Below are 26,998 nucleotides of genomic sequence, written 5' to 3' on the forward strand. Positions count from 1 at the left end.
CCCACGATCTGGACTTGACGTGCGATCAGCACGAAGTCACCAATCGTCCCGTCCACCTCAATTGTGGATCGCTGCCCAATCGCAACGTGGCTGCCAATCGTCAGTCCGTGCGGACTTCCGACATAACTACCGAAACCAAGCCGTAGCTGCCCTGCCGCACGAACATTTGGACCTATCTGTCGCGCTCGCATGAGGGCTCGAACCAATCGTTGCAGCGGTCGAGGTATACGACTGCGGCTGGAAGGTGCAGATCTCGATGTCATGCAGGCCAACCGTCCTCATCCAGCTCCTGTGGCACGTTCTGGAGCGCGCGCACGACGCCGTCTGCCATGCGTTCGGCAGAGTACGCGACTCGGACCCTAGCGGCCAGGTCTTCGCGATCCTGCAGTTCCTGACGGTCCATTACCGTCTCAAGGGCTTCTGCCAGACTCTCCGAAGAGTCACTGTCGAAGAACGTCACGCCGCCCAGATGCCGCAGTTCGATCTCAGGAGCATGCGGCTCATCACGGGCGACCAGTATTGGAACGCCAAAGCCGAGCGACTGGGTCACACTGAGGCCCGCGTAGCCCGGCGAGACGGCACAAACGGCGGAGCGATAGAGGCCATGGAGAGTCTCGACATCTGTGACGCTTCCGTGGAACGTCAATCTGTCTTCCACACCGAGATCGACAGCCAACTGACTGAGTTGGTTCCGCATCGGGCCGTCTCCGACGAGATCTAGCTCCATGCCCACTGCGCGAAGACGAGGCTCCGCAAGCGCCCGAACGAGAAGGTCGACTTTCTTCGACTGGACGAGTCTCCCAACGTAGATGTAGCGCCTTGAGGTCCCGACCATCGTCGCCGGACGCATCGCGTTCTCGCGATAGAGCGCGTTAGGTGCGACCCACACTCTCACACGAGGATTAAGGGCCCTCGCTTCTCGAACACTGTCATATCCGTATAGGACCGTCCCGTCGCCCAGTCTCCTCATCGCCTCCCGCAATGACGAAGACCGGGATCCCGCGCCGGCCCGAGGGTTCAGGTGGCCCCACAAAAGGGTTCTCCGCCGGGTTAGCCGACGGCACGACAAAAGGAGCCAGCTGGTGATACTCCGCGGGTTCAAATCGAGAACTGCTGATTCGGCTCGAAGTGCGGCGCGCCACCCTCCGAGCTGAACTAGAGCCTTGCCGCCGAGCGAGACATTCCTGAGCGGGCGATACAGGTGTCGATCGACACCTGTCTTAACTGACGCGTCAAGTTGCCGGGGACCCGCGAAAGTGACCAAGTCACGGCCGAGTCGTTCCTCCAGCACCTCCATGAATGCCTGTCGATAGAAGGGAAGGACCGCAAGGTACTGGACGTAAGACCCCTCGGGGCGTCGCTCGCCTGCTTCGCTCACTCCCCGCACCATCAGCTCCACCGATCTCCCTGGATAACGGGAGCTTGGGAGCCGAATATCACGCCGGGAGGCACCTCTCCGTCCACCACTGTCATCGGTTTCACGAGTGCGTTATCACCGATCTGCGCACCACCGAGCACGACACATCGGGAGGTCACCCATGCGCCATCTCCAATCCGAATTGGACGAGTCAACAAAGACATATCCCGGCGGTGCGCATGACTGCCCGTGGTGAGGAAGGTGTCTTGAGAGATAACAACATCGTGACCGATACAGATGCGGTCTTGGTTGTGAAACCAGACGCCCTCCCCGATCCACGACCTGTCCCCGATCAGCAGCTTCCACGGAAACTTCACGCGCGTCCGAGGCCGAAAGATCACGCCTGTCCCGATATCAGCACCGAAAGCTCTTAGCACCCGAATACGCACTGCTGAACTGATTTGCCATGGGTTAGTTACGAAGAGCAACTCACAAACGGCCCACGCATAGACCATCCAGGCGGGACGGTCCCACGCTGCGCGCTCGCCCGGAGCCATGGACAGATCAATCACCGACCGCTTCATCACTGACGGCGCACCGTTTTCGGGGCCCGGTATCTGTTCGCTCATCTCGCTTCTCTCCCTTTACCGGACCGAAACCCACGTGACGATAATCTCGTTCGTATGCGTACAGCGTCCCCGCGGGTGCTCCTCCTCGGCTTGAACTATCCGCCTGAGCCGACCGGTATCTCGCCGTATACCGGCGCGATGGCTCGAGGCTTGGTTCGCCGAGGCTTCATCACCCGCGTTCTGACGACGCACCCACATTATCCGGCATGGCGAATACAGCCAGGTTACGGACAGTGGGAGAGTACACAGACCGTCCATGGCGTTCTGGTCACGCGACTCCTTCACTACGTCCCATCGCGCCCCGCGGGGTTGAAACGCGCAGCGTCGGAGGCGAGCTTTGGTGCGCGCTTGGTCGGAGCTCGATGGGGGCGCCCAGACGCGATCGTCTTGGTCTCGCCGGCGTTGATCTCGTCCGCAGCCGCCGCGCTGCGTCGTCTGCTATCGCTTCGACAGCCCCCACTCGTCGTGTGGGTGCAGGATCTGTACACACTGGGGCTATCCGAAACCGGTCAGGGCCAGGGTGCCGTCGTCCGCGCGATGGCGGTGATTGAAGGCTGGCTTCTGCGGCGAGCTGATCGCGTGGTTGTGATTCACGAGAGGTTCCGCACCCGCGTCTCGGAGGACTTTGACATCCCGCTCGACAAAATCGAGGTCGTGCGGAACTGGACTCATCTGGGTCAAAGCGACCCTGTGGATATCGATGCTACGCGCGCGCGATTCGGCTGGTCGTCAAACGAGACGGTCGTCCTGCATGCAGGGAATATGGGCGTCAAGCAAGGTCTGCACAACGTCGTCGAGGCTGCACGGCTGGCGGAAGAGTCGGGGTCGCGGGTGAGATTCGTGCTCATTGGCGGAGGATCCCAACTCGAGAGCCTCCAAGCAGCCGGCGCAGGGCTTTCGCATCTCAGCTTCATGGCATCACTCGATGACGCCGACTTCGCCGCTGCGTTGCGAAGCGCGGACTGCCTGCTCGTCAACGAGCTGCCTGGGGTCTCAGAAATGGCGGTGCCCAGCAAGCTGACGTCGTACTTCTCCGCGAGCCGCCCCGTGATCGCATCCACCGACCCTGACGGGATCACGGCGGAGGAGATCCAGCGAGCAGGCGCCGGAGTTGTGGTTTCCTCGGGCGACCCGAAGGCGCTACTTGCGGCCGCCGAAGACCTCGCATCCGACCCCGATAGAAGCACAGCGATGGGCGCTGCCGGCTTGAGGTACCGTGAAACCGTTCTCGACGAAGCGAGCGCGATCGAACACTTCAGTCGGATTCTGACTGACCTCATCAGTCCCGACGGCGCCTTGGCGCTCGTCGACCAACCCACGGATCAAAGGACAGTACTTTGACGAAGCGCGCACTCATCACCGGCATCACTGGCCAGGACGGCTCGTACCTTGCGGAGCTGCTGCTCTCGAAGGGATATGAGGTGCACGGACTGATTCGTCGAGCCTCCACCTTCAACACTTCTCGCATCGACCACCTCTACGTGGACCCGCATGACCCGAGCGCAAGGCTCTTCCTGCACTACGGCGACCTCAGCGATGGGGCGCGACTAGTGACTCTCCTCGCCGAGATCAACCCCGACGAGGTCTACAACCTGGCCGCGCAGTCTCACGTGCGCGTGTCGTTCGATGAGCCCGAGCACACGGCCGACACGACCGGAACGGGCACGATCCGCCTTCTGGAGGCGGTGCGGATGTCGGGAACGCGTCCGCGGTTCTATCAGGCTTCGACGTCGGAGCTTTACGGCGCCACCCCGCCGCCGCAGAACGAGGAGACTCCGTTCTACCCCCGCTCGCCCTACGCGGCCGCCAAGCTGTACAGCTACTGGATCACGAAGAACTACCGCGAGGCGTACGACATGTTCGCGGTGAACGGCATCCTCTTCAACCACGAATCCCCACGCCGCGGCGAGACGTTCGTCACTCGGAAGATCACTCGTGCCGTGGCACGCATCAAGGCGGGTGTGCAGAAGGACATCTACCTGGGCAACCTCGACTCGATCCGCGACTGGGGCTACGCCGCCGAATACGTCGAGGGCATGTGGCGCATGCTGCAGGTGGACGAGCCCGAAGACTTCGTGCTCGCCACCGGCGTGGGATACATGATCAAGGACTTCCTCGAGACCTCGTTCGGGCACGTCGGGCTCGACTGGCAGGAGTTCGTCAAGTTCGACGAGCGGTACCTGCGACCCACCGAGGTGGACGCCCTGATCGGTGACCCCGCGAAGGCCGCAGACAAGCTCGGGTGGGTGCCCTCCATCGACGGCAAGGAGCTCGCGAAGCTCATGGTCGACGCCGACGTTGCGGCGCTCGAGGCCGGTGCGGACTGGCGCGACACCGTCAACCTCGCGTCGTGGAACTCTGAGCCGACGCTGGTGCGGGCGTGAGTGGGGTGGGACGTTTCGACTCGCTGCGCTCGCTCAACGACCAGGGGGTGCGCTCGCTCAACGACCGAGGGGTGCGCTCGGTCGGCGACCGGGGTGTGGGGCGATGACGGCGGTGGATGGGGTTGCGTACACGCCGGCGGAGCTCGACCGCGACGCCACGTTCTATGTCGCTGGGCACCGCGGGCTCGTGGGGTCGGCGATCTGGCGGAAGCTGGAAGCATCCGGGTTCGAGAAGCTCGTAGGGAAGCCCTCCGCCGAGCTCGATCTCAAAGACCGCGATGCGGTGTTCGCCTACATGGGTGAGGTGAAGCCGAAGTACGTCGTGCTGGCCGCAGCGAAGGTCGGCGGCATCCTCGCCAACTCGACCTATCCCGTCGACTTCCTCAGCGACAACATGCGCATCCAGGTGAATGTGCTCGACGCCGCTCTCGCCAACGACGTCGAACGAGTGCTGTTCCTGGGCTCGTCGTGCATCTATCCGAAGCTGGCCGACCAGCCCATTCGGGAGGACTCTCTTCTCACCGGACACCTCGAGCCCACGAACGATGCCTACGCGATCGCGAAGATCGCCGGCATCCTGCAGACCCAGGCTGTGCGCCGTCAGTACGGGTTGCCGTGGATCTCGGCGATGCCCACCAATCTCTACGGGCCCAACGACAACTTCTCACCGAAGGGCTCGCACGTTCTGCCTGCTCTCATCCGTCGCTATGACGAAGCCGCCACCACGGGTGCGGCGTCGGTGACGAACTGGGGCACGGGCACGCCCCGCCGCGAGTTTTTGCACGCCGACGACATGGCCGACGCGTGCCTTCACCTGCTCGAGCACTATGACGGCCCCGACCAGGTCAACGTGGGCACCGGGTCTGACGTCACCATCCGCGAGATCGCCGAGACCATCGCCAACGTCGTCGGCTTCACCGGCGACACCGAATGGGACACCACGAAGCCCGACGGTACGCCCCAGAAGCTGCTCGATGTCTCGAAGCTCGCCGACGCCGGCTGGACGTCGAAGATCACACTCCAAGAAGGCCTCGAACGCACGGTCGCCTGGTACCACGACCACGTGGGGTCGCTGAGAGGCTGACCGATGGCCTATCGGCACGTCGTGCTCTTTCGCGTGCGCGACGGGGTGGGGCGTGACGACGTCGACAAGCTCATCGACGCGCTGCGGGAGTTGTCGTCCCTGCCCGGGGTGACACATTGGCGCATCGAACGGTCGCTCGACCAGCGCAAGGGCACCATCATCGTCGAGGAAGCAACCTTCGTCGATCAGCGCGCGTTCGACAACTTCCGCGCGCACCCTGCACATATCGCGGCGGCAACGCTCGCCTCTGGCATCAGTGACTGGTGTGTAGGCGACTACCTCGAGTGAGGCAGCATCCGTTGGAGGAGACCCTCGGTGCCCGGCCAGAGCGGCGTGGGCAGGTCGCCCACAGCGAAATAGCCGAACTCGTGAGCCTCGTTCCGCGGCGTGACCGCACCTGACAACGTCACCACGAAGGAGAGTCCGATCGCGTGCTTTCGCGGGTCGACGCCGTGGGGAGGCGCATCGGCAGGCGTGTCATCGGGCGGAAACCACTGGTAGACGTAATCGGGTTGCGGATCTGCGGGAAGCTCGACGACGACGTCTCCGAGAGTGTCAGTGGCGTGTCGGCGGATCGCTCCCGCGATCGTCTCACCCCGCAGGATGCGGCCGCCGAGGTGACACCACACCCGGCCGAACGGCGAATCGCGGAGGATGAGGCCGATCTCAGCAACACGGTTTGACGCACGCCGGACGGGAACGAAGTCGACGCAGGCCAGCGGCATGGAGCGCTCGATCTCGGAGTACAGCTCGGGAGGCAGCAGACGCACCCGACCATCATCCCGCGCGGATCAGCAGTGCGGACTCAACCCGTCACGCAACGAGAGCAGAGTCCCTTCGCTCGTGTTCAAGCGAGCAATAGGCGTGCGGACCTCGCCACACTGCCGCGTGTGCGTGCACGGGCTTCGCGCACTCCTCGCAACTGAGCACTTCCGCGCCCCACACAGCGCGTTCGACACGATCCAGCAATCCCCAATGCATCGCTCCCCCAAGAGCTGATCCGCTCCCCCGAGCGGTCCCCAACAGAACGTCACTGTTCCTGGTGACGACGCTAGACCTGCGAGCGCGGCGCGTCAACGCCTTCGGCGGTTCGCAGCCGGGGTGCGCGCACCGGGAACTCCCGCGTTCATTCCCGAGCAACACTCGGTAATCAACGGGAAACGTGCGCCTGAGAGAGTCCGGGTATCCCCCGGACGCGTCGATGCGGCTCACGCACCTCGTCGCGTCGACAGTCCATTCCCTCACCCGAAAGGAATGGCTTTCGCATGCCTGCAGCACGCACAGCGGCAAGCCGGCGCCGGCTCGGCGGTCGACTCGCGGCCCTGGCCGCAGCCACCGCCGCGCTCCTCGGCGCCACCCTCGCCCTCGCCCCCGCCGCGGTCGCCGCCGGCGGCTCGATCGGCACCGTCACCGTGACGGCGCCCTCGACCGCCGACGAAGGCGACACCGTCACCGTCACCATCCCGGTCGACGCCAGCACCGACCTCTTCGCCTACGACCTCGTCGTCACGTTCGACCCGGCACTGCTCGACTTCGACGACGCCTCGGCCACGTTCCCCTCCGGTGGCTACGACACGGTCACCGAGAGCACCGGCAGCGTGCTGCTCGCCCACACGCGCCTGGGCAGCTCGCCCGGCCTGGTCGGCGCGCAGACCCTCGCCACCTTCACGTTCACAGCCCTCGGTGGCGGCAGCGCAGCGATCCAGCTCGCCAGTGCCACCTTCGTCGACTCGACCGGCGGCACCATCCCGCTCGCCGCGCCCGTCACCACCACCGTCGCGGTGACGGCCGCCCCGGTCACGCCGTCGCCGACGGCATCCGCCACCCCCACCCCGACGGCCACGACGTCGCCCTCGGCCACACCGGCACCCGCGGGCGCCACGCCCGTGGCATCCGACCCGCTGGCATCTACCGGGTCGAACCCCACCGGCGTGCTCGTCGCCGGCGCACTCGCCGCGGGCCTGCTCGCCCTCGGCGTGGTGCTCGTGATCCGTCGTCGCTCCGCCACCGCAAACGAGGTCGTCCGATGAACCGCACTGTCTTCAGCCGCCGCCGCGTGCTCACCGGCACCGCCACCCTCGGCATCCTCGCCGTCTGCGTCGCCGGCGCCCCCGCCGCCTCTGCAGCGCCGATGGCCGCCCCCACTGCGGCCGCGCTGCCGCCGTTCTATACGCAGCTCGACCTCACCGGCGACGGCGTGGTCACCGCGGCCGACCTCGACGTGGCATCCGCCGCACTGGGCACCACGGCAGCCGACGCCGCCTGGGGCGAGATCTCGCAGATCGACCTCGACGACAACGGCACCATCACCGTGGCCGACCTGGCCGGCCTCTCGCAGCGCATGGTCTATGACGACGGGCCCTTCGACGTGATCGAGGCGACCACGCTCGACATGCAGGCGGCGATGAACGCCGGCGTCACGACATCGGTGCAGATCACCCAGAACTACATCGACCGCATCGCCGCCTACGACCGCACCGTCGTGGCCGGCGGCACGCGCGCGCTCAACTCGATCATCACCGTCAGCGACGTCGCCCTCAAGGCCGCCGCCGCGGCCGATGCCGAGCGCGCCGAGCATGGCATGACGAGCCTGCTGCTCGGGGTGCCGATCGCGCTGAAAGACAACTACGACACGGTCGACATGGTCACCACCGGCGGCTGCGGATGCTGGAACGACAACCAGACCTCCACCGACGCGTTCATGGTGGCGGGGCTGCGTGAGGCCGGCGCCGTGATTCTCGCGAAGGCGTCGCTCGACGAGTTCGCCTACGGCTTCGCATCCGAGTTCTCGTCGTTCCAGCCGGCCGGGTCGACCCTGCTGGTCGCGTCGCCGTATGACACCTCGAAGACGGCGGGCGGATCGTCGGGCGGCACCGGCGCAGCGATCGCCGCCAACCTCGCCGGCATCGGCTTCGGCACCGACACCGGCGGATCGATCCGCGTGCCGTCGTCGTACAACCAGCTCGTCGGCATCCGGCCCACCGTCGGCCTCGCCAGCCGCGACGGCATCATCCCCCTCGCGCTCTCGCAAGACACCGGCGGACCCATCGCCCGCTCCGTCGTCGACGCGGCCGTCGCGCTCGACGCGGTGGTCGGGGTCGACCCGGCGGATGCCGTCACCTCGCGCCAGCAGGGACTCGTGCCGTCGTCGTACACGGCCGACCTCTCCGACACCGCACTGCAGGGCGCCCGCATCGGCTACCTGCCGTCGATGGTGGGCTCCAACTCCGCCACCTCCGGCCTGTTCACGCAGGCACGGGCGACGCTGCAGGCCCAGGGGGCCACGCTCGTCGAGCTGACGGCGCCCACCGGCTTCGCCGCGGTGCTCAACGAAGGCTCGGGCTCGACCAACGAGTTCAAGCACGACTTCGACCAGTACGTGGCGACCCACCTCGCCCCGAACATCACCCAGCGCAGCATCCAGCAGATTCTCGACGGCGGCAACTACGTCACCTCGCGGCGCAGCGTATATGTGCAGCGCAACGGCGTGACCGACGCCACCTACCAGGGGTGGGCCGGGCCCGAGGGCAGCCACACGAAGCAGCTCGCCACGGGCAAGACGCTCGTGACGAAGCTGATGGACGACAACGACCTCGACGCGATCATCTACCCGAGCACCAACGCCTACGGCACCATCGGCACCAACATGCGCCTGAGCCCCAACACGGGGATGCCGGCGGTGACCCTGCCCATGGGCATCACCGGCGACGGCCAGGGCGGAGCCTCGGTGGGCGTCAACCTCGAGTGGCTCGGCCGCGACTTCTCAGAGGGCACCCTGCTGGGGCTCGCCTACGACTTCGAGCAGGCCACGCACTACCGCACCGCCTCGCCGCTGTACCCGGCGCTCGGCTGAGCGGGTCACCCGCCGCGCTGTGCGGGTGCGTGAACGCCGGCGTCCCCGGCATCCGTCTTTCGGATGCCGGGGCCGTTCGGCGCCTGCGGGGGGGGCGAAGGTTGCGGGAGTGTTTCGTGATTGGTGGGGTGGCGCTGCGGCCCCATAGGCTCGACTCGTGAAGCTCTCGGTAATCGGCTGCGGCTATCTCGGAGCGGTGCACGCCGCCGCGATGGCATCCATCGGTCATGAAGTCGTCGGCATCGACGTCGACCCCGCCAAGATCGCCGCCCTGTCGGCCGGCGAGGCGCCCTTCTTCGAACCGGGCCTGCCCGAACTGCTGCGCGAGGGTGTGGCATCCGGTCAGCTCACCTTCACCACCGACATCTCGGCCGCGCACGGCGCGAAGGTGCACTTCATCGGCGTCGGCACTCCGCAGCGCGCCGACGGCTATGCCGCCGACCTCACCTACGTCAACGCCGCCGTCGACGCCCTGCTGCCGCACCTGTCGCCCGGAGACATCGTCGCCGGCAAGTCGACCGTGCCCGTCGGCACCGCGGCCGAACTCGCGCCACGCATCGAGGCGCGCGGCGCCACGCTCGTGTGGAACCCCGAGTTCTTGCGCGAGGGCTGGGCCGTGCAAGACACCATCGACCCCGACCGGCTGGTCGTGGGGGTCGCGGGTGGGGCGGACGTTTCGACTCGCGGTGCTCGCTCAACGACCGGGGACGCCGGCGGGGAGGCGGACGTTTCGACTCGCTCCGCTCGCTCAACGACCGGGGGCGGGGAGGTGGATCCGGCGGAGGTGCTGCGCGAGGTGTACCACCCGGCCGTGGCCAAGGGCACGCCGTTCATCGTCACCGACCTCGCCACCGCCGAGCTCGTCAAGGTCGCCGCCAACGCGTTCCTGGCCACCAAGATCAGCTTCATCAACGCCATGGCCGAGATCGCCGAGGTCACCGGCGCCGACGTCACCCAGCTGGCGGATGCCATCGGCCACGACGCCCGCATCGGTCGGCGCTTTCTCGGCGCCGGCATCGGATTCGGCGGCGGATGCCTGCCCAAAGACATCCGCGCGTTCTCGGCCCGCGCCGAAGAGCTCGGGCGCGGCGAATCGGTCGCCTTCCTGCGCGAAGTCGACGAGATCAACCTGCGCCGCCGCGACCGCGCCGTGCAGCTGGTGGTCGACGGCCTCGGCGGCGCGGTGTTCGAGAAGAAGATTGCCGTGCTCGGCGCCGCGTTCAAGCCGCACTCCGACGACATCCGCGACTCCCCCGCCCTCGACGTGGCCGTGCGTCTGCACGGGCTGGGGGCACGCGTGGTCGTCACCGACCCCGAAGCCATCGCCAACGCCCGCCAGAAGCACCCGCAGCTCACCTACGAGGCATCCCGCGACGAGACGATCCGCGATGCCGACGCCGTCATCCTCGTGACCGAGTGGGACGAATACCGCCGCGAGCTCGACCCCGAGCACGCCTCGACGCTGACGGCCGGACGCGTCGTCGTCGACGGCCGCAACGGACTGGATGCCGCCGCATGGCGCGCCGCGGGCTGGACCTACTACGGGATGGGACGACCGTAGGGCTGGGGTTCGGGCTCGTGTTCGTGGGGGTCGTGGGGGTGGCCGACCTAATAGCAGGTGGCCAGCTCTTCCACGTCGGGGCTGAGTGTCGTCGGTCCGCCGATGAGCGTAACCCCCGCGATCCGCAACGACAGCAGTGACGATGCGGCGCTTCCGCTCAGGCACCACGGGTCGGTGAGAACCACCGGCGCACCGATGACGCCGGCCAACGAGGCCGCAGCCAGCGCGTCGGGGAAGTTGGCGCCGGTCGCCAGCAGGCTCACCTCAGAGCGTGAGAAGGCGTCCATGTTGATCAGGGCAGCGGTGGCGTATCGGTCGTCGCCGGCGAGACGAGTGACGTTGTCCGCGCCCAGCAGAGCGGCCAGATCGTTCTCGAGCGCAGTGCCGACCGTGGTGGGGCCACCCGCGATGATCACGTCGCGCACGCCGAGATCGGTCAGGAGCGTGCGCGTCTCGGCATCCAGCGGCGACGTGCCCGAGACGAGAATCAGCGGGATGCCGCGTTGCCCGGCCGCATTGCCCGCGGCCAGTGCGTCGGGAAAGTTCGCGCCCGTCGCGACGTAGGCGCTCGAAGCCTCGTCGAAAGCGCTTCGTACGATGAGCCTGCCGGTCTCGTATCGATCGGCGCCGCCGATCCTCTCGACTTGCGCGCGGGGGACAGCCTCTGCAATCGCTCTCCGCACCGCCGCAGTGATCGTCGGCGTACCCCCGAGCACGACGACGCGCTCGGGATCCAGATCGACCAGCGCGCGGCGCGTGACGGCGGGCAACTCTGTCGGACTGGTGAGCAACATCACACCGCCGCCGGTGATCACCGCCGGCGACGCGGCGAGAGCATCGGGAAAGTCTTGCCCGCTGGCGATGTACACCAGCGGTGAGCGCCCTGCGTCGACCGAAGCGGTGGCCAGCATCGCTGCGGTCTCGTACCTGTCCACGCCGGCGATGCGATCCACGTCGAAGAAGCGCGGCTCCAACGTCATCGTGCCGAGGTCGAGGGTTTGGCCGGCCTCGACCTCGACATCCTGGGACTGCGCGAAGTAGCGGGCGTCCTGGTAGAACTCGCTGCCGATCGACAGATCTTCGGCATCCACCAGGATCGTGTAGGTGCCGCCCGTCAGCGCGGGCGACTGGCGCACCGACGACATGCCAGCCCACTCGGCCGACCGGTCCCCCGCCCGCAGCCACGACGGGACCGAGTACGCGCCCGTCCCGTCATCGCGCTTGAGGATCGTGATGTGAGCGGCGGCCGCATCGAGCGGTGTCGGGGCGCTGCCGGGCTCAGCGCGGTACTGCAGGTTCACCCGGAGGAAGGACGCCTCGTCGACCACGATGTCGGCAGCCTGCACCTTCTCACCTCGCGGGATGCCGATGGGCGTCGCCTGCTCTCGGAAGTAGGCGCCATCTGCACCGTCGTAGTACTCAGGCACGACCGGGACGCGATCGCACCGGCTCACCGAGATGACCAGCTCGCCGGGCCCCCACTGCGTTCGGTACCGGCCGAAGCCGTCTGTCGTCGCTCCGCTGTAACGCACCGGAGGGCCGACATACTCCACACCCATGTCGGCCCTGGCGCAGGGTCGCACCGCGCCGTCCGCGCCGCGCACCAGAACGCGACCGCTCAATGAGCTCTCTCTGACGAGGTCGACGTGCACGGCGGTCACCTCGCCCTCTACGACCCGGAGCGGCTCGCCTGCCGGCATGTCCGCCATCACGCGGCCGTTATGGTCCTGAGTCTCCCAGCCGTCGGACGACACCCACAGGTAGTAGTCGCCCGGGGCCAGGGCGACCGACCGCACCACCCCGTCCTCGATCGTGACGTCGGTCCACACCCGCGGCATCTGCGCGGAAACCGGATGGACCACCGCTCGGGCGTCGAGCGGCACACCCTCCCCGGTGACCGTGCCGCCGATCGTGCCGCCGCTCTCCAGCACCACATCGAGCGTGTTGGCGCCCGGCTCCACGACGTTGGCTGACTGCTGCTGGGGCCCGCGCGAGCCGTCACCCCACTCACCGAGGTACGGGAAATCGAAGGTCGTGTGCGGATCGATCAGCACGTGTCGCTGCCCCGCGGGGATGTCTGTGAGTGCATACCACCCCGTGGCGTCCGACGTGGTCCGCAGCGCCTGACCGTCGACGACCGCGGCCACCGACACCTCGACGCCGGCGAGCGGCTCGCCGGCTGTATTGGTGATGCGTCCGCTCAACGATCCTGTCGCCACGGCACCGAACGCCGGGGGCGCGACGGTCGTCAACGCGACGCATGCGCCGATAAGAAGGGCGCAGAGCGAGAGACGGCGGCGCGACATCGCACCTTCCTTCCGGGGGAGAGAGGAGGCTGTGACTGCAAGTTAGCATCTGGGTGCTCGGCCGCGCGATTGGAGATTCCTCCCCAACAGCGCCATCCCGCGCGTTATCCACCCGCCAGCGGATCTGGCCAGAAATGCGCGTGGAATGTCGGAGGTATGTTCGATACTTCTCGTATGACGTACTTGGCAGACCTGACCGGCGCGGTGGAGCGCTTGGCAGTGTTCGCCGAGCTTGACGTCGACGTCGACCGCCTGCCACTGTCAGCGTGCGAACTCTCCGATGAGTCGGTGCGACTGGTCTTCGACGCGTTCTCCGCGCTGGTGCGTGATGTGCAGAAGGGGCAGGCCGTGCTCGCCGGGGTCATCGCCGCTCGGTCGCGCCGCGACGCCGGTCACAGCGGCCTGGCCCAGACCGGCGGGTTCCGCACACCGGTGCAGTTCGTGCAGGATGCCACGGGCGTCACCAAGCGCGAAGCCGAGCGCGTCGTGCGCGTCGGGGTGTCCCTGATCGACGGCGACGCGGTTGCGGGGAGTGCGGGGGCCGGGCAGCCCGGCGGGGCCGGTGCGGCAGATGCGGTCGACGCGGCGGGTGCAGGGGAGAGCGGTGAATCGGTGCCGTGGCATCGCCCCCTGCGCGACGCGCTGCTGACCGGCGGGCTGACGCAGGCGCAGCATGAGGCGATCCGGCGTGGACTCGGTGAGCCGCCCGCCATCGACGACCGTCGCGACGAAGACGTCGTGGAGGTATGGCGCCACGCGGCCGCCATGCTCATCGACACGGCCACCGGGGTGACCGTCGAGGCGCTCGCCGACGCGGCCCGCTCGCTGCGCGACCAGATCGACCCCCGCGGCGCGCAGCAGCGGTGGGAGCAGCACTTCGCCCGGCGCTCCTACCGGTCGTATCGCGACGCCGATGGGCAGTGTCACGCGCACCTCGTGTTCGACGACGAGACGGCTGCGTTCTGGGACGACGTCATCGCCACCGCACTCCGACCGCGGCGGGGCGGGCCTCGGTTCGTGTCTGACGACGAGAAGGTGCGGGCCACCCAGCTGCAGCACGATCCGCGCACCAACGAGCAGCTCTCCTACGACCTCGTCACCGATGTCTTCCGTGCGGGCGCCCTGGCGACCGCTGCCGACGTCTATGGGGCGCGGCAGGCCGGCGTGCGCCTGGTGGCCGTGGCGGATGCCGTGGGCACACGCGACGCGTTCGACAGGCTGCTGGCTGTGACGCACACCGAAGACGGCGCGTTCACCATGCCCGGGTCGGTGCTCGACCGGGCGCTGTGCACGGTGGGAGCGCTAGAGGCCACGTTCGACACGTTCGGAAACCCGCTCGACCTCGGGCGCGAGTCGCGCCTCTACACCGCGAAGCAGCGGCTGGTGCTCGCTCTTCGCGACGGCGGCTGCGTCTGGCCCGGCTGCGACCGACCGCCCGCCTACTGCGAAGCACACCACTGCGACCACTGGCACGCCGATCACGGGCGCACCGACGTCGACCGCGGCGCACTGCTGTGCCGCTTCCACCACATCCACCTGCACACCGCCGGTTGGAAGATCACCCGCGACGGCGACGGGCCGCACGTGCTGCACCCGCCACCCGGCGACCCTAGCCCGCCGATCGAACTCCGATCGAAGTCACCCCTGCGATGGCTGTTCGACCCGCCCGAGAGACGCCCCTGGCGAACCGCCGCCGCGTGAACCCCCGCGGGCTGTCCTGCCGCGGGCTGACCTGCCGCGTGCTGGGTGCCGCGTGCTGAGTGCCGCGCTGCCACTGGCGCGCGGCGCGGCGTGTCACCGCCGGATGGAGAGAGCCCGAATGGAAAGACAGAACGGGCGCCGCAGTCGTGGCCAGTACGTCGCTGCGCGTGGGAAGATCGAGCCCAACGCTCCAACCGCCCGACTCATCCGCACGATTGGACACCCGTTGCCCGACGACGCTCCTCCCGCGCCCGCGCCCTCGCCCGCGCCCGCCCTCAGCCGCCGACAACTCCTGGCGACGGCGGCGTGGTCGAGCCCGGTAATCATCCTCGCCACCGCCACGCCCGCAACGGCTGCCCCGGTGCAGTCGCCTTCGCCCGACCTCGCCCTGACATTCACAAATCTCAGTGGCTACTACAGCTGGGGGGCGACGGGTCGCGACGCGATCACCGGCAACCTCAACATTCTCGTATCCGGCCCCCAAGACTCGTCTCCACCGGTGAGCTCGATCACCCTGCAGCTGTCTTTCGATCCGCTCGGCCTGACATCAGAGAGCGGTGCGGTCCTCACGGGCGGCCCGCAATGGACCGGCGGTACGCGGACCACCAGTTCCAGCGGCCAGGCGGTCTACACCTTCTTGTGGACCGATCCGGTGGGGATCGGCGCCAACTACAGCACGGGGGTACTCACGTTCCGTATCCCCGGGGACACCGCCGTGCTGAACCCGACGCCACCCGCGAAGTCATGGCAAGGGCTGGCTACCTCTCCCACTGCTCAGTCAGCGACCGCGGTGGGCGGAACGATCGCCACCCCCGCGCGGGACGAGCCCACGCCGTTCTAAGCGACGAGCTCCTCGATGCGGGCGCGCAGCACTCGCGGAGAGAACGGCTTCGTGAGGTACTCATCGGCACCGGCAGCCATCGCACGCTCCACATCGGCCTCGTTGGCGCGGGCGGTGAGCATCACGATCTTCGTGTCGGCGAAGCCGGCGTCGGCGCGCAGCTCGGTGCACACATCGAGGCCGTTCTTCACCGGCATCATCCAGTCGAGGATCACCAGGTCGTGGTGACTCGCGCGCGCGGCCCGCAGACCCGCTCCCCCGTCACCGGCGACATCGACCGTGTGGCCCGACGCCGAGAGCACATGCTCGAGCAGGCGGGCGACATCGACGTCGTCATCGACGACCAGAATGACTGCCACGGCGCCTCCACCGAGATCTCCAGGATTGAGATCAACCGTACCTTGCCGGGAAGAGCGCACGCGACGGTATAAGTTCTGCGTATGCCCTCGGTCGTCGCACCCGCCGACGGCGGCGTCGTCGCCCGGCGAGACCTGCCGTGGTGGGGGTGGCTGATCGCCGCGGCCCTGGCCTACAGCATCGCGATGCTCACCCTGCTGATCACCGCGACGGGCGCCTCGATCGCCCCCTGGTGGCCCGCCGCCGGGTTCACGATGATCCTGCTGCTCCTGGCTCCCCGCCGGCAGCTGTGGATCGTGCTGGCCATAGTGGTCATCATCACCTTCGCCGCGAACATCACCATCGGGCGCTCCCTCATCATCTCGGTGCTCTACACCCTCGCCAACACCCTCGAGATGGCCGTCATCGGCGGCATCCTGGGGCTCCACCGGCGGCCCTTCCACCTCGACTCGATGCGCGCCGCCGTGCGCTTCCTCGCCGCCGTCATCGTGGGCGGGATCGTGCTGGGCAACCTCGCCGGGCTCGTCTCGTGGGGCTTCGCAGGCACCGACTTCGTGCCGATCGCCGTCACCGCCGCGGCCTCGCACATCGCCGCGATCCTGCTGATCGCGCCCTTCGGTGCGCTGCCCCCCAAGGTCGCCACCCGCTCGCGCATCCCCGTGCCCGAGGCGGTGCTGCAGACCGGCCTGCTCATCGGCGCGCTGATCGTCACGTTCCGCCCCGGCGCCGAACTGCCCCTCAGCTTCCTCGTCTTCACGCTCCTCGGGTGGGGGCTGCTGCGCCTTCCCGTCACCCTCGCCTACCTGCAGGCACTCATCGCCGCGCTCGTCGTGCTCGTTCTCACCCGCGCCGACCCCACGAGCTTCGGCAGCCAGACCATGCCGATCCGCGAGGTGGTGCTGACCACCGTGGTCTTCCTCGCCACCATCGGCGTCTTCGCCGTGCTGCTGGTCACCGCGCGCTACGAGATCGAACGCGCTCACGCGCGCACCCTGCAGGTCACGCAGGGCGAGCTCGACACCGAACGCGAGCGCGGCGACGTGCTGCGCATGAAGCTCGAACTCGACCGGCAGCGCGAAGACTTCGTCGCCACCACCAGCCACGAGCTGCGCACCCCCATCACGAGCATCGCCGGCTACACCGAACTGCTCAGCGAGTCCGACGGCCTCGGCGACCGCGAACGCGAGTGGGTGGGGGTCATCGACCGCAACACCGCCCGCCTCACCGAACTCGTCGAAGACCTGCTCGCCCTCGGCCGCGCCTCCTCTCCCCTGCCGGCGCGCGCCGTGCAGGCGCTCGTCACGCGCGACCTGATCGCGGATGCCATCGCCACCCACCGCCCCACGGCTGCCGCCAAGACGATCGCGCTCACGGCATCCGGCCACGAGACCTCACTGCTCGGCAACCCGTCGGATGTGCGCCGCGCCCTGGCGAACCTCGTCTCGAACGCGGTGAAGTTCACCCCCGACGGCGGCAGCGTGGAGATCATGGTCACCCGCCGCGACGACACGGTCGCCGTGACCGTCACCGACTCGGGCCCCGGCATGACGGCCGACACCGTGGCGCACGCGTTCGAGCGGTTCTACCGCGGCGTGGATGCCGAGCTGCTCAGCACTCCGGGCACGGGCCTCGGGCTGTCGATCGTGCGCGAGCTCATCGAGCGCAACGGGGGCACCGTGTGGCTCGAGCACGCCGGCCACGGCGGACTGCGCGCCGGGTTCGCCCTGCCCGCCGCACCCTGACGCCGCGCCCTGACGCTGTAGCCACCTCCGACGCGCGGCGCACGACCGCCGCGAGGGCCTCAGCGCACGATCGCGGTCACCGCCGCCACCCGCGAGAGCACCTCATGGCTGACCGATCCCAGCAGGAACCGGGCGATCGCGCCGCGCCCGTGGGTGCCGACGACGACCAGCCGTGCCGCCCGCGCCGCCTCGTTGATCACCTGCGACGGGAACCCCTGCTCCACCCGGCGCACCACCTCGAGATCGGGGTGATCGGCGGCGATCCCCGCCAACGCGAGCGCCTGGATCTCTTCGGTCGCCGACTGCATGTTCGTCAGGTACAGCTCGGGATAGACCGCGAGGTCGCCGAGCCCGGTGGTCACCGGCACCGGCGTCCACACGCTCACCGCGATCAGCGGCTCGCCGAGCCGGTCGGCCTCGGCGGCCGCGAAGCGCAGTGCATGCTCCGACAACTCCGACCCATCGAGTCCGACCACCACCCCGCGGCGGTCGCCCAGGTCGATGTCGGGCACGACCACCACCGGGCACTGCGCGCCGGCGGCGATGCGGAACCCGTGCGCCCCACGGGCCGACGCCCCGGTGTGCTCGCTGCCGATCACCAGCAGCGCCGCCTGCGCCGATGCCTCGGTCAGCACGGTCACCGGGTTGCCGGCATCCGTGCGGGTCGAGACCGTCAGCCCCGGATGCCGCGCCCGGATGCGGTCCTGCTCGGCCGACAGGTGCGCCGCGGCCGCGTCGAGCGCCCCGGCGAGCACGTCGCTCTCGCCGACGGTGCCGACCGCTCCGCCGACCACAGAGATCAGCTCGAGCGGTTGGCGCCGCAGGGCGGCGCGGGCGGCGGCCCAGTCGAGGGCGTGGGCGGATGCCGGAGCGGCGGTCACCCCGACGATGATGGTGTTGTTCGACATGCTGCATCCCTCCGTTGGGATCCGACTGCGTGTCTCACCACGCTACGCGGTGCGCGCCGCCCGTGCCGAACCCGCGCGCCGGGCATAACGCCCCGGCGGCACGAGGGTCAGATCTCGGCGGTGAGGCGGTAGCCGACGCCGCGCACGGTCTCGATGTAGCGCGGGTTGCTGGGGTCGTCGGCGAGCTTGCGGCGCAGGTTCGTCATGTGCGCCTCGATCGCCCGCTTGTCGGCGTCGCCGACGAAGTAGGTGGTGACGTACGACTCGCCGCGCAGCACCAGCGCCAGGTCGGCCTTGCTGCGCACGCGCCGCTTCGACTCGAGGAGCGCATTGAGCAGGTCGAACTCGGTGCGGGTCAGGTCGACCTCGCGGTTGCCGATGCGCACGATGCGCGAGTCGGGGTCGAGCGCCAGGTCGCGGTGCACGAGCCACGACTCCTCGGCGTGCACGATCTCGCCGTGCGCGTCGTCGTCGACCGGCGTGAGGATGATGGCGCCGTCGGGCGTGACGCCCACCGGCACCGGCACCGGCGCGGGCGCGGCGGGCTGCGTCGGGATCGAGCGGGTCGGGAACGACGGACCCACCTTGTCCTGCACGGGCGCCGCCGGCGCCGTCTGCGCGCGCGGACGGCGCAGCAGGGCCTCGATGCGGGCGCGCAGCTCGCGCGGACGGAACGGCTTGGTGATGAACTCGTCGGCACCGGCGGCCAGCCCCAGCACCACGTCGGCCTCGTCGCCGAGACCGGTCATCATCACGATGTAGGTGTCGCTGCGCTGGCGGATGCGCCGCGCCGCCTCGAACCCGTCGATGCCGGGCATGTTCACGTCGAGGGTCGTGATGAGGGGCTGGTACGACTCCACGGCACGGATGCCGTCGATGCCGTTGCCCACCGAGATGGTCGAGAATCCGGCGGCCTCGAGCACGTCGGCGAGCATGTGACGCACTTCGGGGTCGTCTTCGATGACCACAGCGGTCTTCGGCGTCGCGACAGCGTCGTTCATGAAAAGCTCCTCACCCTCGGGCCATGCTACACAGCACCGATATACCGGGCGCTCACCGCACCGCCTCGCGGGTGAGCTCGATCGCCGACGCCGGCCACCACTGCCCGGCCGCCGGCCCACCGTTGCACGTGCCGTCGCTTTCGCCCGGCACCTTGATCCACAGATTCGTGTCGACGACGTCGTCGCCGATCGACCCCGCCGGCTCGCCGATCAGCCGGCCGGGCGGGTTGCACCACTGGCCGTCGGAGCCGGCGCCGTTGCGCGAGGTGTCGATGATCGCGTGCAGACCGCCACCCACCGCAGCATCCAGGTCGTAGGCGTAGAGGGCCTCGTCGACGGTGGAGTTGTAGTTGGAGACGTTGAGGGCGACGCCGCGCACGCCCTCGAGCCCCACGTACTGCAGGTAGGCGGCCATGTCGGTGACGCTGTGCCACGACGAGTGCCCGCCGTCGAGGTACACCCACACCCCCGGCAGCTGCAGCTTGGCGACGACCTCGCGCAGCTGCAGGGCGCGCGCCTCGAGGTTGCCGCACTCGTCGGCGAGGGCGATGGAGTCGGGCTCGAGCACCACGATGCGGCGCAGGTCGTCTGCCGCGGCGAGCGCGGCGGCGATCTCGCTCGTCCACGTGTCGTAGTCGGCGTCGTTCAGCCCGCCCGCCGAATGGTTGCCGCAGTCGCGCTCGGGCAGGCCGTAGACCACCAGGGCGAGCGTCGCGTCTTGCGCGCGCGCCTCGTCGGCGAGAGCGCGGATGCGATCGCCCACCGCTCCGATCGGGTCGCGTTCGGGGGTGAGCCACACGGCCGTCGGCTGCGCGGCGAGGTACGACGCGGCATCGTGCTCGGCGGTGCCGGCCGGTTGCGCGGCGGCCTGCTGGGCGGCGGCGGTGTCCGCCGAGACGAGGAAGGTCGTGCCCTTGCCTGCCGGGGTGGGGTCGTGCGGCAGCGCGAAGGCGAGCACCGCCGCCGTCGCGCCGGCGGCGACGACCAGCCCCGCCGCGATCAGTGTCGCCACCAGCGTGTGCCGCCGGGCGCGCGCGCGACGCGCCGACGCGGTCTTCGGGGCAGTGGGCATGAGGCGATCGTACGGGGTGCAGGTTTCGTCCCGAGCGCGGGCGATCCCGCACCAAAAGACGCCCCGGCCGTCCGAAGACGACCGGGGCGCTGGTTCTGACGCGAATCGGGTGGGAGTGCGTCAGACCTTGTAACCGTGCTGGCGACGCACGAGCTTGAAGAACATCGAGAGGGTCTGGACGATCGTGATGACACCGACGATGGGCCAGCCGATCCACAGCACCGTGGACTGCACCATGATCGGCAGCATCGTCCAGATGGCGACCATCGCGGCCACCACCGCGACGGCGACGATCAGCGGCGTCCAGTGGCCGAAGCCGCCACCGCGCTCGGCCTTGGCCTGCATGGCCCAGTTGTCGACCTTCTTGCGCGAGAGGAAGCGCGTCCACGAGCGCAGGAAGTGGCTGCAGCGGATCCACATGTAGATCTCTGCGGGGGCCAGGGTGAGCCCGAACAGCACGTCACGGGTGGTGCGGTTGTTCATGGTCATGGCCATGCGGGTGTTCAGGGCGATGGCGACCACCGGCGGGATGAGCCACCAGTACGAGAAGACGAACGCGCCGATCGAGAGCGAGGCCGCGAGCAGGGTGACGAACGCGATGCGCACGAACATGTTCATGAGCATGTCGAAGTGCTCGAGCCAGCGCACACGCAGGTTCGGGTGGAAGGGCTGCCCCTTCGTGTCGCCGCGCTGCCCCGGCCACATGAGCTCGATGGCGCCGTAGGTCCACTTGACCTGCTGGGCGTCGAGGGCGCGCAGGGTGGTCATGCCGCCCACGTCGGCGCGGGCGAACGGGCTGATCTTGGTGAGGTAGCCGGCGCTCTTGATCTGCAGCGACAGCAGCGAGTCCTCCACCTCGCTGTCCTTCACCCACGGGGTCATCTGGCGGTTCTCCTTCATGACCTCGCGCAGGGCCTGCGTCGAGAAGATGGAGAACTGACCACCCAGCACCGCCATGTTGCGGCCGCGCAGCAGGTTGTGCAGGTTGAACGCCGCGAACTGCGAGCGCTGACCGGTGATGAGGAACTTCGCGAGGAAGCCCTTGATGGGCTTCTCGTCGATCGAGTAGATGGCCGAGATGCCGCCGATGCGGGTGTCGGAGACGGCCTCGGTCTCGAGGTACTCCACCGCGCGCTCGTCGGCGACGGTGTCGCCGTCGACGCCGAGCAGGTAGTCGTAGCCCTCGACGAGCGTGTACCCGTAGTTGAGCGCGCCGACCTTCTTGTCGGGGTTCTTGCCGATGTCGTGCACGAACACCTCGGTGAACTGCTCGCCGAGGTCGGTCTTGATCTCGTGGGCGCCGGCATACTGCGAGGCGATGCGCACCGTGGCATCCGTCGTGTTGTTGACGACCACGTGGATGACGTCGGGAACGCGCGTCTGACGCAGCAGGCTCTCGATGACGTCGGCGATCGACTCTTCCTCGTTGTAGGCCGGGATGACGCAGCCGATCGTGGAGCGGTGCGTGGCGCTCTCGTCGAGCACATCGGCGAAGTCGTCGGGGAAGGCGTGCTCGAGGTCGGCGAGGGCAGGGATCTGCCGGTCGTCGTTGTTGCGCTCGAAGCGGGCGACGTCGTTCGTGGTCATGAGTACGAGCATGGCGGATAACCCTCAACGCACCGATCAGAGACCCCACACACTTCCTCAACGTTTGCGCAAGGAATGCGCAAGATGGCTGGTGACGCCGTGGATAGACTCGCCCCATGGTCGGGGGTGAGGTGGAACGCGTCAGCGCCCGCACCCGATCGATCTGGCTCTGGCAGCTGGTGCTCACCGCCGCCCTGGTCGTGCTGACCCTGGTGCTGATGCTGCTGGCCCCCGAGGTGATCTCGCGCCCCACGATCGTCGTCGGCATCGGGGTGGTGATCGCGACCACGGTCGTGGTCATGCTCGTGCCGTGGGACCGGGTGCGCACCCGTGTCGTCGCGCTCGTCCCCTTCACCGGCATCATCGCGATCGGCTCGATGGCGTGGGGCACCGACCTGCTCTTCGGGTTCCTCTGGGCCTTCCCGCTGGCGTGGCTGGCCACCTACTACCGCACCGCGTGGATCGGCGGGCTGGTGCTGGTGGCCGGCATCATCGTGCTCGACACCGCCTCGCACGACGCCAACGTCAACGCCACGGTGCGCTTCACGATCGTGCTGCTGGCCCTCACCTTCCTGTCGATCACCATCCACACCGAGGCGCGCAAGACCGGCGCGGCCACCCGATTGCTGCGCCGCCAGAGCGCGCGGCTCGAAGAGACCATCCGCCGGGTGCGCTCGCAGGAGCGCCGCGTGAATCAGATGCTCAACGGGCTCGACACCGGCATCATCCGCATCGACCGCAACGGGCAGCTGCTGGCGGCCAACGACGCCTACATCACCCTCTACGGTCTCGACCGCCGTGACCTCAGCCAGCCGGGCAGCTCGGTGGAGTACGACGGCCTCGGCGGCACGGCGCTGCGCGAATCCGACCGGCCCCGAGCCCGCGCCGCCCGCGGCGAGACCCTCACCGACGCCCGCCTGTGGCTGTTCGACGCCGAGGGCGAATGGCACACGATCAGCGCCTCCACCGTGGAACTGGCCAGCGGACACTCCCGCGGCGAGACCACGATGCTCGTCATCACCGATGTGACCGCCGCCGAGAAGGCACAGCAGACCACGCAGACGATGGCGCGCACCGTGTCGCACGAGCTGTCGAACCCGCTCACGGCGATCCTCGGCTACACCGATCTGCTGATGGAAGACGACCTCACCGGGCGCCAGCGCGAGAAGCTCGAGCTCATCGAGGCCGCCGGCGAGCGCATGGAGCGTCTCATCGCCGAGGTGCTGCGCGCGGGCGGCACCGTGCAGCCGGTCGAGGCGCCGCGCCGCGTGGTCGACCTGCGCGACGTGCTCACGGCATCCGTCGAATCGTTCGCCCCGGCCGCGCGCCTGGGCGACGTCGCGCTCGAGCTCGCACCCGGCGCGGCGCTGCCGGTGTCGGCCGACGCCTTCCGCATCCGCCAGGTGTTCGACAACCTCGTCAGCAACGCCGTCAAGTACACGCCTCCCACCGGCCGCATCACCGTGACCGCGACCGCCGCGGGGCGTGACGCCGTCGTCGTCATCCGCGACTCGGGCATCGGCATCGCCGCCGACGACCTGCCGCTGATCTTCACCGACTACTTCCGCGCCGAGACCGCGCTCGAGAGCGGCACACCCGGCACGGGCCTGGGCATGGGCATCGCGCGCGCGATCGTCGAGCAGCACTCCGGCACGCTCACCATCGAGAGCACCCCCGGCGCCGGCACGACCGTGACCGTGCGGATGCCGTTGACCGAGGATGCCGTGCCGGTCGGGGATGGCGGGGCGGATGCCGTGCCGGTGTCGACCGACACCCGGGCGACCCGGGTGGGCGGCGACACGGGCGGCGACACGGGGGCGACGGCGTGATCGGGCTGGAGATGGCGCACGTCGCGCTGACCACGGTCGGCACGATGATCATGATCGGCCTCGGCTTCCTCGCGCGGCCGAGCCGGGCCACGATGCTCTGGTCGTTCTCGTTCGTGCTGGCGATGGTCAGCGCCTACGGCCAGCTCGCCGGTCTCGCGACGGGGAACGAAGTGCTGCGGCTCGTCTCCGTCGGCGCCGTGCTCGGCTCCCCCGTGCTCATCTGGTCGGGGCTGCGTGCCTTCCGCGGCGCCCGGGCGCTGCCGTGGCTGGCGATCGTGATCGGCGGCGGCGCCGCCTACACCCTGGTCATCGTCGACGACACCCCCGCCTACGCGTGGGCCTTCCGCCTCGTCTACGCCGCGTCGGCCGTGTTCGCGGGGCTGACGCTCCTCGAACTCGTGCGCCGCCCCGAGCGCGGCGTCGGCACCGCGTTCCCGCTCAGCCTCTTCTCTGCGGGTTTCGTCGGCGTCGCCGCGACGAGCGTGATCACCGGCCTGTTCGCGCCCGCCGCTGACTCGTCGGGCCCGTCGCTGCTGCGCGAGGTCAATCTGCTGGGCATGCTCGTCTACATCCTCTGCGCGCTGATCACCCTGCTCTTTCTGGCGCGGGGTGCCGCGGGCGGGCGCCTGGCGGCATCCGCGTCGACGTTCGAGACGGTCGCGACCGATCGGCTGGAGCGCGCGCAGGCCGCCGGCGAGCGCACGTGGACGGTGCTCGTGGTCGCCCTCGACGACAGCGCCGACCTCAAGCTGGCCGCCGGCGAGGCGGGCTTCACCGCGATCACCGAGCGCTTCCACCTCGAGGTGCGCGAGGCGATGCCCACCGACGCCGACCTCGGGCGCCTGGACGCATCGACGATCGCGATCCTCCTCGCCCGCCCCGCAGCCGTGATCACCGAGCAGATCGGCGCGCTTCTGCACGGCATCTCGACCCCGGGCGGCGCCGGCACCGAGGCGATCCCGGTCTCGGCATCCGTCGGCTGGGCGGCCCCCGCCGAGCACGGCTACCGCCTCGCCGAGACCCTCGACGCCGCCCGCGCCGCCGCCGAGCACGCGGCCGCCTCCGGCGGCGACCGCTGGCAGCGCGCCGGCCTCACCTGACCCACGCCGCGCGGGGCGCCAGGGCGCGGGTCGGCGGGTGGGGGACCATAGACTGGCGCGGACCAGCACACCACGCAGGGGGAACAGATGCCGACTCGACGACTCGCACGCGTCGCCGCGACGATCGCGGCGGGCACGCTCGCGATCGCTCTGACCGGATGCGGCGCACCGCCGTGGGCGGACGGCGGCAGCGGCGACGGCAGCACCCCCAAGCCCACGTCGACCTCGACGTCGGTTCCGACGCCGGTGCCCAACGACCTCTCGGCCGGTTCCACGCAGCGCACGCTCGCCGCGGGTGCCGTCACGGCGACCGTGAACTACTGGTCCGATCTGACGATGGACAAGTGGACCGCGTCGGCCGTCAAGCCCGTGCAGCTGTCGATGGTGACCACCGTCACCCCCAACGACGGCCAGAAGGTCTTCCTGCAGAAGGCCACGATGGTCGCCGTGCCCGGCAACGCGGCGCAGTCGTTCGACGCCCTGGGCGCGCAGACCGACCAGGCCACCACCGCCCCCGGCTACCTCGTGCTCGACCCCTACAGCTACTCGCAGGTGTTCAGCGTGGGGCCGGTGCCCGACGAGGCGACGTTCGTGACGCTGCAGTTCACCTACGACTTCCTCATCCAGACGACGCCGACCTCGAACGAGTACGCGAAGCAGACCGCCACCGACAGCGTCACCGTCGCCATCGCGCAGGGCTGACGCCGTGCCGGCTGAGCCGATGCCGGCGACGACGCTGCTGCGCCTCGACGAAGCAAACGAGCTGCTGTCGGCGTGGGCGCAGCGCCGCGCCGACGCACGCGGCATCCGTCTTCTCATTCTGAAGGGCCGCCCCCTCGCCGACGACGGACTGCGCGCGCCGCGCGTCTCGGCCGACGTCGATGTGCTGGTCGAGCCCACCCGCTTCGACGAGTACTGCGATGCGGTGCTGGCCGCCGGCTGGGAGGAGTTTCCCGGCACCTTCGCGAGCGAGCACTTCACTCTCCACTCCCGCTCGTTCCGCAAGGCGGGCTGGCCGAACTCGTTCGACGTGCACAGCGAGTACCCCGGTTTCCTCCGCAGCCCGGATGCCGTGTTCGACGCGCTCTGGGCCGCTCGCCGCACCCTCCGGTTCGCCCACCAGCCGTGCGCGGCGCCCAGCCGCGCCGGCGGCGTGCTGGTGCTCGCACTGCACTCGCTGCGTGGCACCCACAAGCAGCAGCGCCACCGCCTCGAGCTCGAGCAGCTGCGCGCGGCGCGACTGAGCGACGACGAGCGCATCGCGGTCGCCGAACTCGCCGATGCCACCGGCGCCGCCCCCGCGCTGGAGGAGTTCCTCGCCACGATGGGGGTGTCCGTGCGCGTCGACCATGACCTGCGACACTCACCGGCCTACCGCGAGTGGCGACGCAAGGTCGCCGAGGCCGAGGGGGCGGCCGCCTCGTGGCTCAGCGTCTTCGCCCGCTCTCCGTGGCGCGAGAAGCCCGAGATCGCGCGTCGTGCGCTGTGGCCGACGCGCGCCGATTTCGCGATCGACCACCCCGAGGTGCCCGACCGCCCATGGCCGCAGATCCGCGCCCGCCTCCAGCGGATCGGCCGGGGCTTCCGGCGCCTGCCGGCAGCCGCCCGCGCGATGATCCGACGGTGACGGGCGCGTCTGGCAGAATCGGTCACGACAGCACCGGCGTGCCCCCGCGCGCCGAAGAT

Annotated in this window: 23 protein-coding genes; 14 read left to right on the forward strand and 9 right to left on the reverse strand. The window is 69.1% G+C overall.

From position 1 onward, the window contains the following. Positions 1-259: 259 nt before the first annotated feature. Both N3K63_RS15180 and N3K63_RS01910 read right to left on the reverse strand, forming a co-directional pair. Entirely contained in the window at positions 260-1,390 is a 1,131-nt protein-coding gene (locus N3K63_RS15180) for a glycosyltransferase (protein ID WP_315943082.1), read from the reverse strand. Continuing rightward, positions 1,390-1,986 (reverse strand): acetyltransferase, encoded by a 597-nt coding sequence (locus N3K63_RS01910; protein ID WP_261578270.1) that lies wholly within the window; start codon positions 1,984-1,986, stop codon positions 1,390-1,392. Before N3K63_RS01910 ends, N3K63_RS15180 begins: the two co-directional genes overlap by 1 nt. A gap of 54 nt (positions 1,987-2,040) precedes the next feature. Here N3K63_RS01910 and N3K63_RS01915 point away from each other — a divergent pair, with 54 nt between their 5' ends. From N3K63_RS01915 to N3K63_RS01930, 4 genes are all read left to right on the forward strand, one after another. Further along, positions 2,041-3,327 (forward strand): glycosyltransferase family 4 protein, encoded by a 1,287-nt coding sequence (locus tag N3K63_RS01915; RefSeq protein ID WP_261578271.1) that lies wholly within the window; start codon positions 2,041-2,043, stop codon positions 3,325-3,327. After that, the gene (gene gmd / locus N3K63_RS01920) at positions 3,324-4,370 is read left to right on the forward strand and encodes a GDP-mannose 4,6-dehydratase (protein WP_261578272.1); all 1,047 of its coding nucleotides are present in this window, start codon (positions 3,324-3,326) and stop codon (positions 4,368-4,370) included. The genes N3K63_RS01915 and gmd overlap by 4 nt, the downstream gene beginning before the upstream one ends. Before the next feature lie 103 nt (positions 4,371-4,473). Further along, positions 4,474-5,454: a GDP-L-fucose synthase family protein gene (locus N3K63_RS01925; protein ID WP_261578273.1), complete on the forward strand. Its 981-nt coding sequence runs from the start codon at positions 4,474-4,476 to the stop codon at positions 5,452-5,454. Between the two features lie 3 nt (positions 5,455-5,457). Continuing rightward, complete coding sequence (locus N3K63_RS01930; protein ID WP_261578274.1) at positions 5,458-5,742, forward strand: Dabb family protein; 285 nt, start codon at positions 5,458-5,460, stop codon at positions 5,740-5,742. On the opposite strand, the gene N3K63_RS01935 is transcribed toward N3K63_RS01930, so the two are convergent. Continuing rightward, entirely contained in the window at positions 5,730-6,224 is a 495-nt protein-coding gene (locus N3K63_RS01935; RefSeq protein ID WP_261578275.1) for a DUF4916 domain-containing protein, read from the reverse strand. The genes N3K63_RS01930 and N3K63_RS01935 overlap by 13 nt on opposite strands. 495 nt (positions 6,225-6,719) lie before the next feature. On the opposite strand from N3K63_RS01935, the gene N3K63_RS01940 reads away from it, so the two are divergent. The 3 genes from N3K63_RS01940 to N3K63_RS01950 all read left to right on the forward strand — a co-directional run bounded on the left by N3K63_RS01940 (position 6,720) and on the right by N3K63_RS01950 (position 10,868). Then, positions 6,720-7,484, forward strand: coding sequence for a cohesin domain-containing protein (locus tag N3K63_RS01940; protein ID WP_261578276.1), 765 nt, complete (start codon positions 6,720-6,722; stop codon positions 7,482-7,484). After that, entirely contained in the window at positions 7,481-9,307 is a 1,827-nt protein-coding gene (locus tag N3K63_RS01945) for an amidase family protein (RefSeq protein WP_261578277.1), read from the forward strand. Before N3K63_RS01940 ends, N3K63_RS01945 begins: the two co-directional genes overlap by 4 nt. 157 nt (positions 9,308-9,464) lie before the next feature. Beyond that, positions 9,465-10,868 carry a UDP-glucose dehydrogenase family protein gene (locus N3K63_RS01950; protein WP_261578278.1) on the forward strand — a complete coding sequence of 468 codons (1,404 nt, stop codon included), beginning with the start codon at positions 9,465-9,467 and terminating at the stop codon, positions 10,866-10,868. A 47-nt stretch (positions 10,869-10,915) separates the two neighbouring features. On the opposite strand, the gene N3K63_RS01955 is transcribed toward N3K63_RS01950, so the two are convergent. Continuing rightward, positions 10,916-13,174: a cell wall-binding repeat-containing protein gene (locus N3K63_RS01955; RefSeq protein ID WP_261578279.1), complete on the reverse strand. Its 2,259-nt coding sequence runs from the start codon at positions 13,172-13,174 to the stop codon at positions 10,916-10,918. Between the two features lie 174 nt (positions 13,175-13,348). On the opposite strand from N3K63_RS01955, the gene N3K63_RS01960 reads away from it, so the two are divergent. Together N3K63_RS01960 and N3K63_RS01965 are read left to right on the forward strand one after the other, a co-directional pair. Then, the gene (locus tag N3K63_RS01960) at positions 13,349-14,875 is read left to right on the forward strand and encodes an HNH endonuclease signature motif containing protein (protein ID WP_261578280.1); all 1,527 of its coding nucleotides are present in this window, start codon (positions 13,349-13,351) and stop codon (positions 14,873-14,875) included. A gap of 499 nt (positions 14,876-15,374) precedes the next feature. Then, a complete protein-coding gene (locus N3K63_RS01965) occupies positions 15,375-15,716 on the forward strand; it encodes a hypothetical protein (protein ID WP_261578281.1) in 342 nt (113 codons plus the stop codon). On the opposite strand, the gene N3K63_RS01970 is transcribed toward N3K63_RS01965, so the two are convergent. Continuing rightward, positions 15,713-16,075: a response regulator transcription factor gene (locus N3K63_RS01970; protein WP_261578282.1), complete on the reverse strand. Its 363-nt coding sequence runs from the start codon at positions 16,073-16,075 to the stop codon at positions 15,713-15,715. The genes N3K63_RS01965 and N3K63_RS01970 overlap by 4 nt on opposite strands. 81 nt (positions 16,076-16,156) lie before the next feature. Here N3K63_RS01970 and N3K63_RS01975 point away from each other — a divergent pair, with 81 nt between their 5' ends. Next, positions 16,157-17,815 (forward strand): sensor histidine kinase, encoded by a 1,659-nt coding sequence (locus N3K63_RS01975; protein WP_261578283.1) that lies wholly within the window; start codon positions 16,157-16,159, stop codon positions 17,813-17,815. 59 nt (positions 17,816-17,874) lie between these two features. On the opposite strand, the gene N3K63_RS01980 is transcribed toward N3K63_RS01975, so the two are convergent. The 4 genes from N3K63_RS01980 to N3K63_RS01995 form a co-directional block, all read right to left on the reverse strand. Beyond that, positions 17,875-18,723, reverse strand: a complete 849-nt coding sequence (locus tag N3K63_RS01980; protein WP_261578284.1) for a universal stress protein — start codon at positions 18,721-18,723, stop codon at positions 17,875-17,877. A 107-nt stretch (positions 18,724-18,830) separates the two neighbouring features. Then, positions 18,831-19,724 (reverse strand): response regulator transcription factor, encoded by an 894-nt coding sequence (locus N3K63_RS01985; RefSeq protein WP_261578285.1) that lies wholly within the window; start codon positions 19,722-19,724, stop codon positions 18,831-18,833. A gap of 52 nt (positions 19,725-19,776) precedes the next feature. Beyond that, the gene (locus N3K63_RS01990) at positions 19,777-20,796 is read right to left on the reverse strand and encodes a glycoside hydrolase family 6 protein (RefSeq protein WP_261578286.1); all 1,020 of its coding nucleotides are present in this window, start codon (positions 20,794-20,796) and stop codon (positions 19,777-19,779) included. Between the two features lie 120 nt (positions 20,797-20,916). Then, positions 20,917-22,383: a glycosyltransferase family 2 protein gene (locus tag N3K63_RS01995; RefSeq protein ID WP_261578287.1), complete on the reverse strand. Its 1,467-nt coding sequence runs from the start codon at positions 22,381-22,383 to the stop codon at positions 20,917-20,919. Positions 22,384-22,499: 116 nt separating this feature from the next. Here N3K63_RS01995 and N3K63_RS02000 point away from each other — a divergent pair, with 116 nt between their 5' ends. The 4 genes from N3K63_RS02000 to N3K63_RS02015 all read left to right on the forward strand — a co-directional run bounded on the left by N3K63_RS02000 (position 22,500) and on the right by N3K63_RS02015 (position 26,939). Then, entirely contained in the window at positions 22,500-24,212 is a 1,713-nt protein-coding gene (locus N3K63_RS02000) for a sensor histidine kinase (protein WP_261578288.1), read from the forward strand. After that, complete coding sequence (locus N3K63_RS02005; RefSeq protein WP_261578289.1) at positions 24,209-25,312, forward strand: hypothetical protein; 1,104 nt, start codon at positions 24,209-24,211, stop codon at positions 25,310-25,312. The genes N3K63_RS02000 and N3K63_RS02005 overlap by 4 nt, the downstream gene beginning before the upstream one ends. An 87-nt stretch (positions 25,313-25,399) precedes the next feature. Beyond that, the gene (locus tag N3K63_RS02010; protein WP_261578290.1) at positions 25,400-26,014 is read left to right on the forward strand and encodes a hypothetical protein; all 615 of its coding nucleotides are present in this window, start codon (positions 25,400-25,402) and stop codon (positions 26,012-26,014) included. Between the two features lie 4 nt (positions 26,015-26,018). Beyond that, a complete protein-coding gene (locus tag N3K63_RS02015) occupies positions 26,019-26,939 on the forward strand; it encodes a nucleotidyltransferase family protein (protein ID WP_261578291.1) in 921 nt (306 codons plus the stop codon). Positions 26,940-26,998 lie beyond the last annotated feature (59 nt).

This window comes from Microbacterium festucae, assembly GCF_025421715.1.
Taxonomy (GTDB): domain Bacteria; phylum Actinomycetota; class Actinomycetes; order Actinomycetales; family Microbacteriaceae; genus Microbacterium; species Microbacterium festucae.

Bases quoted from the DNA above. Each gene is read 5' to 3' on its own strand.
- N3K63_RS15180 (WP_315943082.1), bottom strand. From the start codon at position 1,390: ATGGTGCGGGGAGTGAGCGAAGCAGGCGAGCGACGCCCCGAGGGGTCT.
- N3K63_RS01910 (WP_261578270.1), bottom strand. From the start codon at position 1,986: ATGAGCGAACAGATACCGGGCCCCGAAAACGGTGCGCCGTCAGTGATG.
- N3K63_RS01915 (WP_261578271.1), top strand. From the start codon at position 2,041: ATGCGTACAGCGTCCCCGCGGGTGCTCCTCCTCGGCTTGAACTATCCG.
- N3K63_RS01925 (WP_261578273.1), top strand. From the start codon at position 4,474: ATGACGGCGGTGGATGGGGTTGCGTACACGCCGGCGGAGCTCGACCGC.
- N3K63_RS01930 (WP_261578274.1), top strand. From the start codon at position 5,458: ATGGCCTATCGGCACGTCGTGCTCTTTCGCGTGCGCGACGGGGTGGGG.
- N3K63_RS01940 (WP_261578276.1), top strand. From the start codon at position 6,720: ATGCCTGCAGCACGCACAGCGGCAAGCCGGCGCCGGCTCGGCGGTCGA.
- N3K63_RS01945 (WP_261578277.1), top strand. From the start codon at position 7,481: ATGAACCGCACTGTCTTCAGCCGCCGCCGCGTGCTCACCGGCACCGCC.
- N3K63_RS01955 (WP_261578279.1), bottom strand. From the start codon at position 13,174: ATGTCGCGCCGCCGTCTCTCGCTCTGCGCCCTTCTTATCGGCGCATGC.
- N3K63_RS01960 (WP_261578280.1), top strand. From the start codon at position 13,349: ATGACGTACTTGGCAGACCTGACCGGCGCGGTGGAGCGCTTGGCAGTG.
- N3K63_RS01975 (WP_261578283.1), top strand. From the start codon at position 16,157: ATGCCCTCGGTCGTCGCACCCGCCGACGGCGGCGTCGTCGCCCGGCGA.
- N3K63_RS01980 (WP_261578284.1), bottom strand. From the start codon at position 18,723: ATGTCGAACAACACCATCATCGTCGGGGTGACCGCCGCTCCGGCATCC.
- N3K63_RS01985 (WP_261578285.1), bottom strand. From the start codon at position 19,724: ATGAACGACGCTGTCGCGACGCCGAAGACCGCTGTGGTCATCGAAGAC.
- N3K63_RS01990 (WP_261578286.1), bottom strand. From the start codon at position 20,796: ATGCCCACTGCCCCGAAGACCGCGTCGGCGCGTCGCGCGCGCGCCCGG.
- N3K63_RS01995 (WP_261578287.1), bottom strand. From the start codon at position 22,383: ATGACCACGAACGACGTCGCCCGCTTCGAGCGCAACAACGACGACCGG.
- N3K63_RS02000 (WP_261578288.1), top strand. From the start codon at position 22,500: ATGGTCGGGGGTGAGGTGGAACGCGTCAGCGCCCGCACCCGATCGATC.
- N3K63_RS02010 (WP_261578290.1), top strand. From the start codon at position 25,400: ATGCCGACTCGACGACTCGCACGCGTCGCCGCGACGATCGCGGCGGGC.